Source organism: Pseudomonas paeninsulae, assembly GCF_035621475.1.
Lineage (GTDB): Bacteria > Pseudomonadota > Gammaproteobacteria > Pseudomonadales > Pseudomonadaceae > Aquipseudomonas > Aquipseudomonas paeninsulae.
Genome location: NZ_CP141799.1, coordinates 2445077 through 2460518, shown reverse-complemented (window position 1 = coordinate 2460518; position 15442 = coordinate 2445077). Strand labels below are relative to the sequence as shown.

12 protein-coding genes are annotated in these 15442 nt (G+C 63.1%); 5 read left to right on the top strand and 7 right to left on the bottom strand.

The annotated features are described in order from the left end of the window. Positions 1 to 110: 110 nt before the first annotated feature. Positions 111 to 1469 carry an oxygen-independent coproporphyrinogen III oxidase gene (locus tag VCJ09_RS11365; RefSeq protein WP_324734396.1) on the bottom strand — a complete coding sequence of 453 codons (1359 nt, stop codon included), beginning with the start codon at positions 1467 to 1469 and terminating at the stop codon, positions 111 to 113. 209 nt (positions 1470 to 1678) lie between these two features. Continuing rightward, a complete protein-coding gene (gene norR / locus VCJ09_RS11360) occupies positions 1679 to 3208 on the bottom strand; it encodes a nitric oxide reductase transcriptional regulator NorR (RefSeq protein ID WP_079201907.1) in 1530 nt (509 codons plus the stop codon). A 157-nt stretch (positions 3209 to 3365) separates the two neighbouring features. Between norR and ytfE the strand changes: the two genes are divergently transcribed. After that, a complete protein-coding gene (gene ytfE, locus VCJ09_RS11355) occupies positions 3366 to 4031 on the top strand; it encodes an iron-sulfur cluster repair protein YtfE (RefSeq protein ID WP_324734395.1) in 666 nt (221 codons plus the stop codon). A gap of 169 nt (positions 4032 to 4200) precedes the next feature. On the opposite strand, the gene VCJ09_RS11350 is transcribed toward ytfE, so the two are convergent. The 5 genes from VCJ09_RS11350 to VCJ09_RS11330 all read right to left on the bottom strand — a co-directional run bounded on the left by VCJ09_RS11350 (position 4201) and on the right by VCJ09_RS11330 (position 7919). Next, entirely contained in the window at positions 4201 to 4644 is a 444-nt protein-coding gene (locus VCJ09_RS11350) for a CopD family copper resistance protein (protein WP_324734394.1), read from the bottom strand. 53 nt (positions 4645 to 4697) lie between these two features. Then, positions 4698 to 5888, bottom strand: coding sequence for an NnrS family protein (locus tag VCJ09_RS11345; RefSeq protein ID WP_324734393.1), 1191 nt, complete (start codon positions 5886 to 5888; stop codon positions 4698 to 4700). Positions 5889 to 5928: 40 nt separating this feature from the next. Further along, complete coding sequence (locus VCJ09_RS11340) at positions 5929 to 6102, bottom strand: hypothetical protein (protein ID WP_324734392.1); 174 nt, start codon at positions 6100 to 6102, stop codon at positions 5929 to 5931. A gap of 95 nt (positions 6103 to 6197) precedes the next feature. Next, positions 6198 to 6548, bottom strand: a complete 351-nt coding sequence (locus tag VCJ09_RS11335) for a hypothetical protein (RefSeq protein ID WP_324734391.1) — start codon at positions 6546 to 6548, stop codon at positions 6198 to 6200. A 354-nt stretch (positions 6549 to 6902) separates the two neighbouring features. Further along, entirely contained in the window at positions 6903 to 7919 is a 1017-nt protein-coding gene (locus tag VCJ09_RS11330; RefSeq protein WP_324734390.1) for a zinc-dependent alcohol dehydrogenase family protein, read from the bottom strand. Positions 7920 to 8178: 259 nt separating this feature from the next. Here VCJ09_RS11330 and VCJ09_RS11325 point away from each other — a divergent pair, with 259 nt between their 5' ends. The 4 genes from VCJ09_RS11325 to VCJ09_RS11310 all read left to right on the top strand — a co-directional run bounded on the left by VCJ09_RS11325 (position 8179) and on the right by VCJ09_RS11310 (position 15237). Continuing rightward, positions 8179 to 9096 (top strand): LysR family transcriptional regulator, encoded by a 918-nt coding sequence (locus tag VCJ09_RS11325; RefSeq protein ID WP_079201901.1) that lies wholly within the window; start codon positions 8179 to 8181, stop codon positions 9094 to 9096. Between the two features lie 312 nt (positions 9097 to 9408). Then, positions 9409 to 10650 (top strand): multidrug efflux RND transporter periplasmic adaptor subunit MexE, encoded by a 1242-nt coding sequence (mexE, locus tag VCJ09_RS11320; RefSeq protein WP_324734389.1) that lies wholly within the window; start codon positions 9409 to 9411, stop codon positions 10648 to 10650. 13 nt (positions 10651 to 10663) lie between these two features. Continuing rightward, positions 10664 to 13837, top strand: coding sequence for an efflux RND transporter permease subunit (locus VCJ09_RS11315; RefSeq protein ID WP_324734388.1), 3174 nt, complete (start codon positions 10664 to 10666; stop codon positions 13835 to 13837). Next, complete coding sequence (locus VCJ09_RS11310) at positions 13834 to 15237, top strand: TolC family protein (RefSeq protein WP_324734387.1); 1404 nt, start codon at positions 13834 to 13836, stop codon at positions 15235 to 15237. The genes VCJ09_RS11315 and VCJ09_RS11310 overlap by 4 nt, the downstream gene beginning before the upstream one ends. Positions 15238 to 15442: the final 205 nt, after the last annotated feature.

Sequence of the window (15442 nt, the reverse complement as noted above, 5' to 3'; positions counted from 1 at the left end):
TATGCCCCAGGAAGCAGTACCGCCTGTGCAGGTCTCAACCCCTGCTGCCAGGGGCTTTCAGCGGCTTGTTCAGCGGCTGCGACCCAGGGTCGCAGGTATCTTGTGAACGACTAAACCGCCTGGGAAACGGAGTGCACACGCGGCGCCCCGTTGTAGCGATCGAACAAGCGGCACACCGAGTGCACCAGCAAACGACCGGCGGGAAGAATAGCGATGGACGCCTCGTTGAGGCTGATCAGGCGGTCGCGCTGCATCTGCTCCAGGGCCGGCCAGGCGTCGGCGAAATAGTCGCGGAATATCAGGCCGAAACGCGCTTCGATGCCTCGAATATCCAGGCCGACGTCACAGATCAAGCGCTCGATCACCTCGCCGCGCAGACGGTCGTCGGGCCCGCAGCGAAAGCCGCGCCAGGTTGCCAATTGGCCCCTATCGAGCTGGGCCTGATAGCCCTGCAGATCGCGACTGTTCTGTACATAAAGGCCGTCAATCTGACTGATGGCAGCGACGCCCAGGCCGACATGGTCGCAGTCCGCGTGCCGGCTGAAACCTAGGCAATTGCGCTGCAAGCTGGCGCTTTCCTGAGCGATGACCAGATCGTCATCCGCCAGGGCAAACAAACCCATGCCGATATAGCGATAGCCCGCCCGACTGAGCTGCTCGACGCCTTGCCGCTGCATGGCCAGCTTGTCCTCCCGGTCAGACAGGTCTTTAGCGGCAAACCGGCCCATCGACCGATAACGCTGCGGCGGATCGGCATAGTCGAAAACCGTCACCCGACTCGGCTGCAGCTCGATAATGGCCGCCACCTTGCGCGCGAAACTTGTCCGGGTCTGCCAGGCACGCCCATAGCCAATATCGATGTTCACCGAGCGAAAGTTGAGTGCGCGGGCGGCATCGATCAGCGAGCGGATGTGCCGCGGGTCCTGCCAGGCCAGCGTTGCACCACTGATCGCGGCGATATCAGGCACGCCGATACTGACGTGATTGAAGCCCAGATCGCGCAACCGCCCCATGGTCGCCCAATCCGAATGGGGCAACTGGATCTCGATGCTGTAGTCGCCCGTGTCGTAATCGAGAAAATTGAAGTGTTGGCGCAGATGACTCATCAGCCTGAGCAGCTGTTCGTCAGTGGGCGTACTACCGCCCGCCAGGTGAAATTGTTCGACGCGTTGCTGCGCCCCCAGGTGGCAGCCGATCGTGTCGATCTCCCGCTCCAGGCGCTCCAGGTAGGCGGCGAAGACGCTCGGCGAACAACTCGCCCGCTGCTGGCCGAAGGCGCAGTTGATTGGCAACTGCACAGCCAGCGATAGCGCTCGCTGGGCCCGCCGACTACCACGCAAGGCGCGCAGCAGATCCAGCGAGCCAATACCGCGATGAAAGACTGTGCTCTCGGGATAGCAGCTATGGCTGGCATCGCCATGGGCGTAGCGGCCGAGCAGCTTGCTGTCCCAGTTGATGGATTCACGCATCTGGCTCTCCCCGTATGACCGCTAACACAGTGTCGGGGTATTGCCGGCAAGCCTCATTGACCTGAGTCAACCTTGGGAAAAGCCGCGTGCCTGTGACGACCTGGTGCGCTTAAGCCATGGTTGACTCATGCCAACGCGTAGGCCGTATGTGCATAGGCAAGCTCTACGACATCGCTCACTTGGCTTGAGTGAGCGGGCTTGCGGGCGAATCACTTCAAGCGCAGACGCCGCGCCAGTTTATGCAGGTTGCTCGGGTCGAGTTCGAGCAGGCGCGCCGCGCTGGCCCAGTTATCCGCGCACAACGCCAAGGCTTGCAGGATGCTCTGGCGCTGACAGGCTTCGACTGCCTCGCGCATCGAACAGGCGGCAGCTGCGGGCGTGTTTTGCTGCTCCAGCGCCTCGCTGGCGCCAGGCTGGCGCACTGAGCTGTCGAGGTCGAGCAGGTCGGGTTCCAGGGTCAGAATCTGCGTGCGGCTGGCGCCGCGACTGAGCAGTTTGATCGCCGCTCGGCTGATCACATGCTCCAGTTCGCGCACATTGCCCGGCCACGCATAAGCCAGCATGGCACGCTCCGCCGCGGGCGAAAGGCGCATGCTGCGCAAGCCCAGGCGCGCGCGATTGAGTTCGAGGAAGTGCCCGGCCAGCATCAACACATCGTTGCCGCGCTCGCGCAACGGCGGAATCGGCACCGGATACACCGACAGGCGGTGATAGAGGTCCGCGCGGAAATGGCCGTCGCGAATGCTGTCCGGCAGGTGGCGATTGGTCGCGGCGATAATTCGCACGTCGACATGCAGGGGCTTATCCGCACCCAGGCGCTGAATCTCGCCATTTTGCAGGGTGCGCAACAGTTTGGCCTGCACACTGAGGGGCAGTTCGCCCACCTCGTCGAGCAGCAGGGTGCCGCCATTGGCCGCATCGAAGCGCCCGGGACGATCGCTGGTAGCGCCGGAAAAGGCGCCCTTGACGTGGCCGAACAGTTCACTTTCGGCCAGCGACTCGGGCAGTGCCGCGCAGTTGACCTGAATCAGCGGCTTGTTGCGGCGCCGCGACAGACGATGCAGGTGACGGGCGAACAACTCCTTGCCCACCCCGGTTTCGCCCAGCAACAGCACCGGCAACTCCGAGTCGGCCACCACTTCCAGCTCGCTCAGCAGTTGGCGAATCGCCTGGCTGTGGCCGAGGATCTCGCTCTCCTCGGTGACCAGGGCGGCCGTCTGCACATCGCTGCGGGCCAGGCGCAGGCTACGGTTTTCCTGCTCCAGGCGCGTCACCCGTACCGCCGCTTCGATCATCAGGGCATAGCGCTGCAGATCGCGCCGGGCGTTGCTGTCGAAGGTCCCGGCATGCAGGGCGTCGAGCGTCAGCGCGCCCCACAGCTGGCCCTCGACGTACAGGCTGACGCCCATGCAGTCATGCACCGGCAAGGGCTCGCCGACATGCGCGTCGAGCAAGCCGTCATACGGATCCGGCAGGCGACTGTCCGGCTCGAACCAGGTCGGCTCGCGGGCGGCCATGATCGCCGCCAGGCGCGGGTGCTGGGCGATCACGAAACGGCGGCCGAGCGCCTCATGCACCAGGCCCACGGCCGCCAGTGGCCGCAGGCTGTCGCCATCCAGACGCAACAACCCCACCGCGCCACAATTGAAGTGCTCGCGCAGGGTATGCACCAGACGCTGCAAGCGCACGGCATTAGGCAGTTCGGTGATGAGATCGGCGAGCAGACTGCTTTCCAGCATGGTATTTATCACCCTAATTGGTCGATCGAACCCTAACAGATCAGGGTTCGATCGACCATGTGAAACATAAATACCTTTGTTTTCAAGTGATCGGTCCTGGCACGGCTGATGCTATTGACCTAAGAATCCCCATTGATCGATGCACAAGGAAATCGCCATGAGTACGACCCTTCTCGACCAACCCCTTGGCAGCCTGGCCTGCGAGATACCCGGTGCCACACGGGTATTTCATGCCTTCAATCTCGACTTCTGCTGCGGCGGTCACAAGAGCCTGCGCGAGGCGGCGGCCCTGCGCGGTATCGAGCCTGAAGAGGTCGCCGCCGAACTGGACAGCCTGCAGGCCCGGGGCGGCACGCAGCTGGACTGGCGCACTGAGCCCAGCGCACGCTTGATCGAGCATATCCTCAAGCGCTATCACGCCCGCCATCGCGAGCAACTGCCGGAATTGATCCGCCTGGCCTGCCGGGTGGAACAGGTTCACGGCAACCGCGCCGATTGCCCGAACGGCCTGGCCGACCTGCTGCGCGATATGCAGCAGGAGCTGGAGAGCCACATGCTCAAGGAGGAGCAGATCCTCTTCCCCATGCTCCTCAGCGGTTACGCCAAACAGGCCAGTGCGCCGATCTCGGTGATGCGTTTCGAGCACGACCACCACGGCCTGGCACTGGAACGGATGGAAGCCCTGACCCACGGCCTCACCCCTCCGGAAGACGCCTGCAACACCTGGTGTGCGCTGTACCGCGGGCTGAACGAATTGCACGATGACCTGATGCAGCACATCCACCTGGAAAACAACGTGTTGTTCGTCGCCGACCAGGCTTAGTCTTATTTAGGACTATGTCCTTGCAGGGTGGCTCGGGCCGCGCCGCGCCGAGCAGGGTTTGCGCAGTAACTTCGGTGTTAGTGCGCCACGTAACCTACCAAGCGGCCTATTTATCGGCTCAATCGCCGGCATGCCGGCGAAGTCTGGGTGTCGGCCAAACCGTGCCCCATCACCAGCTCAGATAGAACATGCTCTTGGCCAGCAGTACGATGCCGACCATGTGCGCGAACAGGCTGACGTGGATGATGCGCAGATAACGCGCATTCATGCGCTTGCTTCTGAACAGCCACATGGCGCTGAAAAAATGCCCGAGCACACTGGCGGCGAGCATGATCTTCAGGGTCAGCAGGGTATTGAAGGACGACGCCAGCGGTGCGGCCAACGCGGGCAGATAACGTAGCCAGAGCATGCCGAGGCCGGCGCCGAACAGCGCCAGCAACACCCAGGGCATCAATTGCCGGGCACGCCGGCCGACGCCCCGCTCAATCAGACGCATCGCCTCGGCCGGCACCTGCTTGCGCACGCTTTCCAGGATCAGTACTTCGAAGAACACCGTGCCGATGAAGATCAGCGCGGCAAACAGATGGAGAATCAGCAGGATCGGATAAATCATCGGCTACTCGGCAGGCAGGACAGCAATTGGCAAGGCATCACGTAGATACACATTCATCCCGGATGGCCATCCACGCGGGCACTGCACAGCATCGGCCCGTAGCGCCAGGCGAACAGGACAAAGGCCAGGCTCCAACACGCGGCGGCCAGCCACAGCCCCCAGAACGGCCAGATTTCGATCAGGCCAACGCGAAACAGGCTGGCCAACTGCACCAGGATAAAAGCCAGGGTCATCCCGGCCGGCGGCGCTAACGGGCGACCGGTATGGCCCAGGCTGACACGGGCGACCATGGCCAGGATCAAACCGCCTATGGAGCCGACGGTCAGGGCATGCAGCGGCTGGCTCGGGTTGCTCAGCAGGCCCAGATGCCAGAGCGCCATGCCCAGGCAGGCCAGGCCCAACCAGGCATAGGCCAGGTGTAATGACCAGAGCAAGGGCACCCGCCACATGCCCGGGTCATACCAGCGCACCAGGCGCAGCAGATGCCCAGCCGCGAGCAGCATGAACAACAGGCCAACCCAGGCGTTGGCCTGCAAGGCGATTCCGGCGGCATACAGCATGGCGATCAATGCCGAGCCCAGCAGCAACAACAGGTCGAGCCAGGGCCAGGGCTTAACGCCCTCCACCCGACCCAGGCCGCGCTGGGTGAAGAACGGAATCACCCGCCCGCCGATCAACCCCATCATCGCCGCGACCAGCCAGACTCCGGCCAATACGCCCTGGCGCTGCAGGACGTCGCTGGCACTGGCCAGCCCGTACACAGCGACGGCATCCGCTGCCGTCAGCAACAGCAAGACAGCCACAATCGGGTAGTTGCGTTTCTGCCGGGCCTGCCAGAGCGCTCGGCCCATGACTGCGGCCACCGCCAGCGGGAACGCCAGTTCCAGCACGGCCAGTAGTGGCAACGGCAGGTCGCTCAACCAGGCCACCCGCGCCGCCAGCCAGAGCAGCGCCAACAGGGTCAACGGGCGCCCCTGCAGCCCAGGCTGGCCGGTCCAGGTCTGCACCGCGGACAAGAGAAAGCCGGCAATGATCGCCAGGGCGAAACCGAACAGCAGCTCATGCCGGTGCCAGGCCAGCCAGCCTCCGGCCGGCTGCCACTCGCCCAGCCAGCCACTGTAGGCTGCCAACCACAGCGGCACGACCAACAGGGCGAACAGGCAGCCTCCCAGAAAGAACGGCCGAAACCCCAGACGCAACAACGGGGTGATCGCCAATGCCTTGCGGCGGTCAAGCACTTGCATGATGCAACTCCTTTAGCAGGCCGAGCGAATCCGGCCCAATTTACTCAACCAGCACGCAGGCAACCATGCCGAGCAACAGCAGACCCAACAGTGACCAATGACTGTTCAATCGCGAGCATGCGCCAGCAACGGCAGCCTGTCGCCCGCAGCGAGCCAGATGTGCCGAAAAACACTCGGCTCCTTGTTCCAGATTGCCACCCATGACTTCAAACATAAGAATCACTCCTTTGCGGCGACAGGCCACTGACCAGGGTCAAACAACCACTGAAGTTGCCAGGCCGGATCGACAGATACGGTTCGCCTTGACCATCAGTGGATTGCTTGCAAGCGGCCAGCCTGGCGACTGACCTGATCGCCCTGGCGAAACTGCGCGTTTGGCGAGCGCACGGTGGTTTCCTCGCCTTGCGCGGTCTTGACCACGTAGGCACGCTGGCTCAACCCGCTGACCTGCTGAGCGCCCTCCCCGGCAAACAAGCCGATGCCCGCACCGACCAATGCGCCCAGCGGGCCGCCAGCGGCGCCGCCTATCAGCACACCGCTGAGCCCGCCATATAGCGCACCGACGCTGTTGTCGGCGGTTTCCTTGATCACTTCGTCTGCATGTGCACCGGTAGCGCCGAACAATGCTGCACTGAGGAAAAACATGTTGAATAATTTCATGACTGACTCCGGCTGAATGATTCGTTTAACCATTACTAATCCAGAAATCGTGCCAACATTTAAACCCTTATATATCAATGTATTAATAACTAGACAGTCATTATAACCACGGCATAAGTGGTATATACGACCCTATAGAGTCCAAATAACTACATTGGCGGTATCGAGAGGTGGGAGGGGGCGAAGGCTGACTCAGGTGCGAAAGCATCTATTTGAGCAGGTACAAGGAGAGCCGCAGGCGGGCGCCTGCAGGGGAAGGAAGAAAGGAAGGAAAGAAGAGGAACTGCAATCCGTGCTGTCCAGCCCCCGGACCTGCGTGTCATGGCGACGCAGTCCGGCGACAGGCTGGCGCGATCAGGGCAGTAGCAGCGCTACTCGACCACGATTGGGGCAGGTTTCCATGTAGCGATGAGCCTCGATGAAATCATCGAAGGCGAACACCTTGTCGATGACCGGCGTGAGCAAGTGATCTGCGGTCAACTGATTGATGTGCTGCAAGGCACGCTGCACGGCTTCCTGATTGGGCTCGATGCCCATTTCTGGAAGGCCGGTGAAGTCGAGGACGCAGTGACGGAAGAACTGTAAGTGCTTCTTGAACGCGGCGCACGCCGGAAAGGCCGTATCGTTGCCACCGTTGACGCCACACATGATCAGCTTGCCGCGCGGCGCGGCGACATCGCCGAGCAGCTTCATCTGTTGTCCGGCGCACTGGTCGAGGATCACTTCGACTCCCCTGCCCTCGGTGTAGCGCTCAATTTCCAGGACCAGGTCCTGCTCTTCGGTGACCACCACCTTGTCGGCGCCCAACTCGCGGAGGAACTCGCGGTTACCCGCTTCACTGGTCGAGGCGATGACCGTGGCGCCCAGTGCCTTGGCCAGTTGCACGGTCTGCGGAGCCAGGCAATGGCTGGCCTCGGTGATCAGCACATGCTGGCCGGGCTGTAGCTTGGACAGGTCAACCAGGGCGAAATAGGCGAACAGCAACGCGGTGTAATGCACGCTGGCTTGCAGCGGTGACAACACCTCCGGGTAACGGGTCAGGGCGTAACGCGGCATCAGCACCAGATCGCCCCAGGTCGGGTAGCGATTGGCCGTGCTGGCCGGGAAGCTGGCGACCGACGTACCGACCTCAAGGTCGTCGACGCCCTCGCCCAGGGCTTCGATGGTGCCGGCCAGCTCGCTGCCCATGCCGGCGGGTAAGCGGGCCTGCTCGGCAGCCAGATTCTGCCGCCACAGTACATCGCTCCAATTCAGCCCTACGGCCTGGACGCGCACCAGCACCTCGCCTGGGCCAGGTGTCGGGGTTGGCAACTCTTCGCGCTGAAGTACATCAGCGTCGCCGAATTTATGGAAACGGATCATGTGGGACATCGTTACCTCAAACTCTGATCACGAAATGACACTTCAATGACTGTGGACTCTATCCGCTGATGTCCGGCAACACCACCCGCTGGCATTGATAGTTGTCATGCCTGGCAGTGATTGCCGGCTTTCCTTATCGGCATTGCAGCTCGTACTATTGCCCGGCGAAGGCTCTCATTGGCAACGTATTACTGGCAACGTATTACTGCAAAAAACAGCATGCCACGCCTGATCGCATCAAGGCCGCTTCACTTCGAATGGTAACCGGATGAACCGTAACGACCTACGCCGCCTCGATCTCAACCTGTTGATCGTGTTCGAGACGCTGATGCACGAGCGCAGCGTGACCCGCGCGGCGGAGAAACTGTTTCTCGGCCAGCCGGCAATCAGCGCCGCGCTCGCCCGCCTGCGCAGCCTGTTCGACGACCCGCTGTTTGTGCGCACCGGCCGCAGCATGGAACCAACCGCCCGCGCCGTGGAAATTTTCGCCCTGCTTTCACCGGCGCTGGATTCGATCTCCACGGCAGTCAGTCGCGCTGCCGACTTCGATCCGGCAACCAGTACCGCGGTGTTTCGCGTCGGCCTCTCGGATGACGTCGAATTCGCCCTGCTGCCCGCCCTGCTCCGCCGCCTGCGTGCCGAGGCGCCCGGGGTGGTGCTGGTGGTGCGCCGGGCCAACTACCTGTTGATGCCCAACCTGCTGGCATCCGGCGAGATTTCGGTGGGCGTCGGCTACACCGAGGAGCTGCCGGCCAACGCCAAGCGCAAGACCCTGCGCCGTAGCAAGCCCAAGCTGTTGCGCGCCGACTCGGTGCCGGGGACTCTGAGCCTCGACGACTATTGCGCCAGGCCACATGCCCTGGTGTCCTTCGCCGGCGACCTCAACGGCTTTATCGACGACCAACTGCTGAAGCTGGGCCGCAGCCGCAAAGTGGTGCTGGCGGTACCGCAGTTCAACGGCCTGGGTACCTTGCTGGCCGGCACCGACCTGCTCTCGGTAGTGCCGGACTACACCGCCGCCGCCTTGACCGCCGTCGGTGGCTTGCGCGCCGAAGAGCCGCCACTGGAATCCCGGAGCTTCGAACTGCACATGGCTTGGCGCGGCGCCCAGGACAACGACCCCGCCGAACGCTGGCTGCGCTCGCGGATCCAGATGTTCTGCGGCGACCCGGACAGCCTGGACTGAACCGACGCCGATCGCTGGCGAGCCTGTAGGAGCGACCGGGCGGCGTTGCGCTTTGGCCGCAAATTGGTGGTGTGATCGAATACTTCGCGGATAAATCCGCGCCTACAAGTGCATCGCTGCTTCCGAGCGTAAGCCGGGCCCGCAAGCGGCTCCGGAGGGTAGCAGTCCTCCCGCACCAATATGGCCTGCTATTGATACACACAGTGCAATCATCATTCCCGATGATATTCATCTTCGCGGCATTCGATTCGTCCGCCGCTACCTCGCCCAGCAAACTCCGCCCATCCTTAACACCCTCTGGCGGAATCATCCATGGAACAGCCCAACAACCCTACCTGGCAGTTGCCTTTGGCCCTTGCGGCCGTCCTGGTACTCAGCGCTTGCGGTAAAGCCCCAGAAACCACCGCACAGATGCCCGCCGCGCAGGTCAGCGTCGCCGAGGTGATCGAACAACCGATCAACGAGTGGGATGAGTTCACCGGGCGCCTGGAAGCCCCGGAATCGGTGGATATCCGCCCGCGAGTGTCCGGCCTCATCGATCGAGTGGCGTTCGACGAAGGCAGCCTGGTGAAGAAAGGCGACCTGCTGTTCCAGATCGATCCGCGGCCGTTCGAGGCCGAGTTCAAGCGGCTCCAAGCCCAGCTGCAACAAGCGCGCGCCAGCCAAACCCGCGCCCTCAGCGAGGCACGTCGCGGCGAACGCTTGCGTAAAAGCAATGCGATTTCCGCCGAACTGGCCGACGCCCGCGCCAGCGCCGCCCAGGAAGCCAAGGCCGTTGTCGCCGGCATTCAGGCCGAACTGGACAACGCCCGCCTCAACCTGAGCTTCACCCGCGTCACCGCGCCCATCAACGGCCGGGTCAGCCGCGCCGAGGTTACCGCCGGCAATCTGGTGACTGCGGGGCAAAGCCAGCTCACCTCGCTGGTCAGCACCGACAAGGTCTACGCCTACTTCGATGCCGATGAGCGGGTGTTTCTCAAGTATGTCGAGCTGGCCCGTAAAGCCGGCAGCAAGACCCGTGATGCCAGTCCGGTCTATCTCGGGCTGTCCAATGAAGACGGTCACCCGCACTTGGGCCAGTTGGATTTCATCGACAACCAGGTGAACCCCAAGACCGGCACCATCCGTGGTCGTGCGGTGTTCGACAACGCTTCTGGTGACTTCACCCCGGGCCTCTATGCACGGCTGAAACTGGTCGGCAGCAGCCGCTATGACGCCACCCTGATCAAGGACGACGCCGTCGGCACCGACCTGGGCAAGAAGTTCGTCCTGGTACTCGGCGAAGACAACAGCGTGAACTACCGCGCCATCGAACTGGGGCCGAAGCTGGAAGGTTTGCGCATCGTGCGCAGCGGCTTGGCCAAGGGCGAGCAGATCGTGGTCAACGGATTGCAGCGCGCCATGCCGGGCTCAATTGTCGACCCGCAGAACGTCCCCATGGCCGATGAAGCAACCCTGGCCAGCCTCGCGCGCCAGCGTCAGATCGTCGAAAGCCGCAACACCCCAAGTGTGGCGGTGAAGACCCTGCCCTCTCCTTCAGCGCCGCGCAGCTAACAGGGTTACGACGATGAATTTCTCTCAATTCTTTATTCAGCGACCGATCTTCGCCGCGGTGTTATCGCTGTTGATCCTGATCGGCGGGGCCATCTCACTGTTCCAGTTGCCGATCAGTGAATACCCGGAAGTGGTACCGCCTACCGTGGTGGTACGCGCCGCCTTCCCCGGCGCCAACCCCAAGGTGATCGGCGAAACCGTGGCCTCGCCGCTGGAACAGGCGATCACCGGTGTCGAAGGCATGCTCTACATGTCGTCCCAGGGCACCGCCGACGGCAAGATGACCCTGACTCTGACCTTCGCCCTCGGCACCGATCTGGACAAGGCCCAGGTGCAGGTGCAAAACCGCGTGACGCGGACCATGCCGACCCTGCCCAGCGAAGTGCAGCGCCTCGGCGTGACCGTCGACAAGGCCTCGCCCGACCTGACCATGGTGGTACACCTGACCTCGCCGGACGACCGCTACGACATGCTGTACCTGTCCAACTACGCCGCCCTCAACGTCAAGGACGAGCTGGCGCGCCTGGACGGCGTCGGTGACGTGCAGCTGTTCGGTCTGGGCGACTATTCGCTGCGCGTATGGCTCGATCCAAACAAGGTTGCTTCGCGCAATCTCACCGCTACTGACGTAGTCAACGCCATCCGCGAACAGAACCGCCAGGTCGCTGCCGGCTCCCTCGGCGCGCCGCCCTCCGATGCGGGCAACAGCTTCCAGTTGTCGATCAACACCCAGGGCCGACTGGTCACTGAGGAAGAGTTCGAGAACATCATCATCCGCGCCGGCGATGACGGCGAGATCACTCGCCTGAAGGACATCGCCCGCATCGAACTGGGGTCCAGCCAGTACGCCCTGCGCTCGTTGCTGAACAACAAACCGGCCGTGGCCATCCCGGTCTTCCAGCGCCCCGGCTCCAATGCCATCGAGCTTTCCGATTCGGTGCGGGCACGCATGGCCGAGCTGAAGCAGAGCTTTCCCCAGGGCGTGGACTACGAAATCGTCTATGACCCGACCATCTTCGTCCGTGGTTCCATCGAGGCGGTGGTGCATACCCTGCTCGAAGCCATCGTCCTGGTGGTCCTGGTGGTAGTCCTGTTTCTGCAGACCTGGCGCGCCTCGATCATCCCCCTGGTCGCCGTGCCGGTGTCGCTGGTTGGCACCTTCGCCGTGATGCACATGTTCGGCTTCTCGCTCAATGCCCTGTCGCTGTTCGGCCTGGTGCTGGCGATCGGCATCGTCGTGGACGACGCCATCGTCGTGGTGGAGAACGTCGAACGCAATATCGGCCTGGGTAAAACGCCGGTAGAAGCCACCAAACAAGCGATGAAGGAAGTCACCGGACCGATAGTCGCGACCGCCCTGGTGTTGTGCGCGGTGTTTATCCCCACCGCGTTTATCTCGGGCCTCAGCGGGCAGTTCTACCAGCAGTTTGCGCTGACCATTGCCATCTCCACCGTGATCAGCGCCTTCAACTCGCTGACGCTGTCCCCTGCCCTGGCGGCCGTGCTGCTACGCAGCCACGATGCACCCAAGGACCGTTTCTCCCGCTTGCTGGAAAAGCTCTTCGGTGGCTGGTTGTTCGCACCGTTCAACCGCCTGTTCGACAGGGCTAGTCATCGCTATGTCGGCACGGTGAAGCGTGTGCTGCGCGGCAGCTCGATTGCCCTGGTGGTCTACGCGGGCTTGATGGGCCTGACCTACCTGGGCTTTGCCAGCACCCCGACCGGTTTCGTCCCGCCACAGGACAAGCAGTACCTGGTGGCCTTCGCCCAACTGCCGGACGCCGCCACCCTCGATCGTACCGAGACGGTGATCAAACGCATGTCGGCAATCGCCAGCAAACACCCAGGAGTGGAGAACACCGTGGCCTTCCCCGGCCTGTCGATCAATGGTTTCACCAACAGCCCGAACAGCGGCATCGTCTTCACCCCACTCAAGCCTTTTGACCAGCGCACTGACCCGTCGATGAGCGCCGGCGCTATCGCCGCCGAACTGAACGCTCAGTTCAGCCAAATTCAAGACGCCTATATCGCCATCTTCCCGCCACCACCGGTGCAAGGCCTGGGCACCATCGGCGGCTTCCGGGTGCAGGTGGAGGACCGTGCCAGCCTGGGCTATGACGAACTGTACAAGCAGGTGCAGAACGTCATCAGCAAGAGCCGCAGCGTGCCTGAGCTGGCCGGGCTGTTCACCAGCTACACCGTCAACGTGCCGCAGATCGACGCCGACATCGACCGCGAAAAGGCCAAGACCCACGGCGTCGCCATCAGTGACATCTTCGACACCATGCAGGTCTACCTCGGCTCGCTGTACGCCAACGACTTCAACCGCTTTGGCCGCACCTACCAGGTCAACGTCCAGGCCGAGCAGCAGTTCCGTCTGGAGCCGGAGCAGATCGGCCAGCTCAAGGTGCGCAACAACCGTGGGGAAATGGTCCCGCTGGCGGCATTCCTCAAGGTCAGCCCGAGCGCCGGACCGGATCGGGTGATGCACTACAACGGCTTCCTCACCGCCGAGATCAACGGCGCCGCAGCCCCTGGTTACAGTTCCGGCCAGGCTGAAGCCGCCATGGAGAAACTGCTCAAGGCAGAGCTGCCTAACGGCATGAGCTACGAGTGGACGGAGCTGACCTACCAGCAGATCCTCGCTGGCAACAGTGCGCTGTTCGTCTTCCCGCTCTGCGTGCTGTTGGCCTTCCTGGTGCTGGCCGCGCAGTACGAAAGCTGGAGCCTGCCACTGGCGGTGATTCTTATCGTGCCGATGACCCTGCTGTCGGCGATCACCGGGGTGATCCTCACCGGTGGTGACAACAACATCTTCACCCAGATCGGCTTGATCGTATTGGTGGGCCTGGCGTGCAAGAACGCCATCCTGATTGTCGAGTTTGCCAAGGAGAAACAGGAGGAAGGCATGGATCGCGTCAGCGCTGTGCTGCAAGCCTGCCGCCTGCGTCTGCGGCCGATCCTGATGACCAGCTTCGCCTTCATCATGGGCGTGGTACCACTGGTACTGTCCTCCGGTGCAGGTGCCGAGATGCGTCACGCCATGGGCGTCGCGGTGTTCAGCGGCATGCTTGGGGTGACCTTCTTCGGCCTGCTGCTGACCCCGCTGTTCTATGTACTGATCCGCGCCTTCGTGGAGAAGCGCGAGGCGAGAAAAGCCGCGCGTCTGCTGGAGGCACAGGCATGAGAGCATTCGCTGGCAACACCCTGATAATCAGCCTGCTCGCCCTAGCGCTGAGCGCCTGTGCCGTCGGCCCCGACTACCAGAGCCCACCAACCGCGCCGGCCAAACTGGTCAGTGCCGCGACCGGCAACTACGACCGCACGCGGTTCGAGGCGGTCTGGTGGCAGCAATTCGATGACCCGACGCTGAACCAGTTGGTGCAGCAGTCGCTCGCGGAAAACCGCCAGCTGCGCGTGGCTTTTGCCCGCCTGCGCGCGGCGCGCGCGATCCGCGACGACGTAGCCAACGACCGCTTACCAACCATCAGCAGCCGCGCCAGTGGCGAGTTCGGCAAGGCCCAGCAGCCCGGCATTAGCGAGCAGCGGGTGAAAACCGAGCGTTACGACCTGGGCCTGGACATGGCCTGGGAGCTGGACCTGTTCGGCCGTATCCAGCGCCAACTGGAAGCCAGCGAGGCACAGATCGAGGTGGCCGAAGCTGACTTTTATCAGTTGCAGGTCAGCCTGATCGCCGAACTGGTGGATGCCTACGGCAACCTGCGCGGCGCGCAACTGCGTGAACGTATCGCCCGGGAGAATCTGGCTAACCAACAGGAGTCGCGCGGCATCACCGAGCAACTGCGCGATGCCGGGGTCGGCAGCGAGCTGGATGTATTGCGCAGCGATGCGCGCCTGGCCGCCACCGAAGCCAGCCTGCCGCAACTGCAAGCCGAACAGCTGCGCGCACGCAACCGCATCGCCACCCTGCTCGGTCAGCGTGCGGAGCAATTGACCGTGGACCTGTCCGCACAGCCGTTGCCGGCGATTGCCAAGGCGCTACCGATCGGCGACCCCGCCGAACTGCTGCGCCGCCGCCCCGATGTGCGCGCCGCCGAACGCCAGCTGGCGGCGGCTACTGCAACCATTGGCGTGGCCACCGCCGACCTGTTCCCACGGGTCAGTTTGAGCGGCTTTCTCGGCTTTACTGCCGGGCGCGGTTCGCTGCTGGGTTCATCGGCGGCGCGCGCCTGGGGCGTGGCGCCGACCATCACCTGGGCGGCGTTCGACCTGGGCAGCGTACGCGCCCGTTTGCGCGGTGCTAGAGCCGACGCCGACGGCGCCCTGGCCAACTACGAGCAGCAGGTATTGCTGGCCCTGGAGGAATCGGAAAACGCCTTCAGCGATTACGCCAAACAGCAGCAACGCCTGCTCGCCCTGCTGCGTCAATCACAAGCCAGCCGCGCCGCCGCCGAACAAGCCGGCGTGCGCTACCGCGAAGGCGAAGTGGACTTTCTCGTCTTGCTCGACGCCGAACGCGAACGCCTGGCCGCCGAAGATGCCCAAGCGTTGGCCGAAGTCGCGCTGTACCGCGGCATCGTCGCCATCTACAAGGCCCTGGGCGGCGGTTGGCAGCCCAACGCCTAGCGTTTGCTTTGCCCAACCCTCCCCGCGCCACGGCAGTTGCATCTTGCCGTGGCGCGGCCTGCGTACAAGGAGCCGCGTCCCGGGGGTGCCGTCGACTAGACCGCTGTATTGACGTAGCCCGAGCAAGCGTCAGCGAAATCCGGGGTTGTTCTCCCGGCGCGCATCGCGCTTTACGGTTTACGGTTTATCCCGGCGACACAACGCT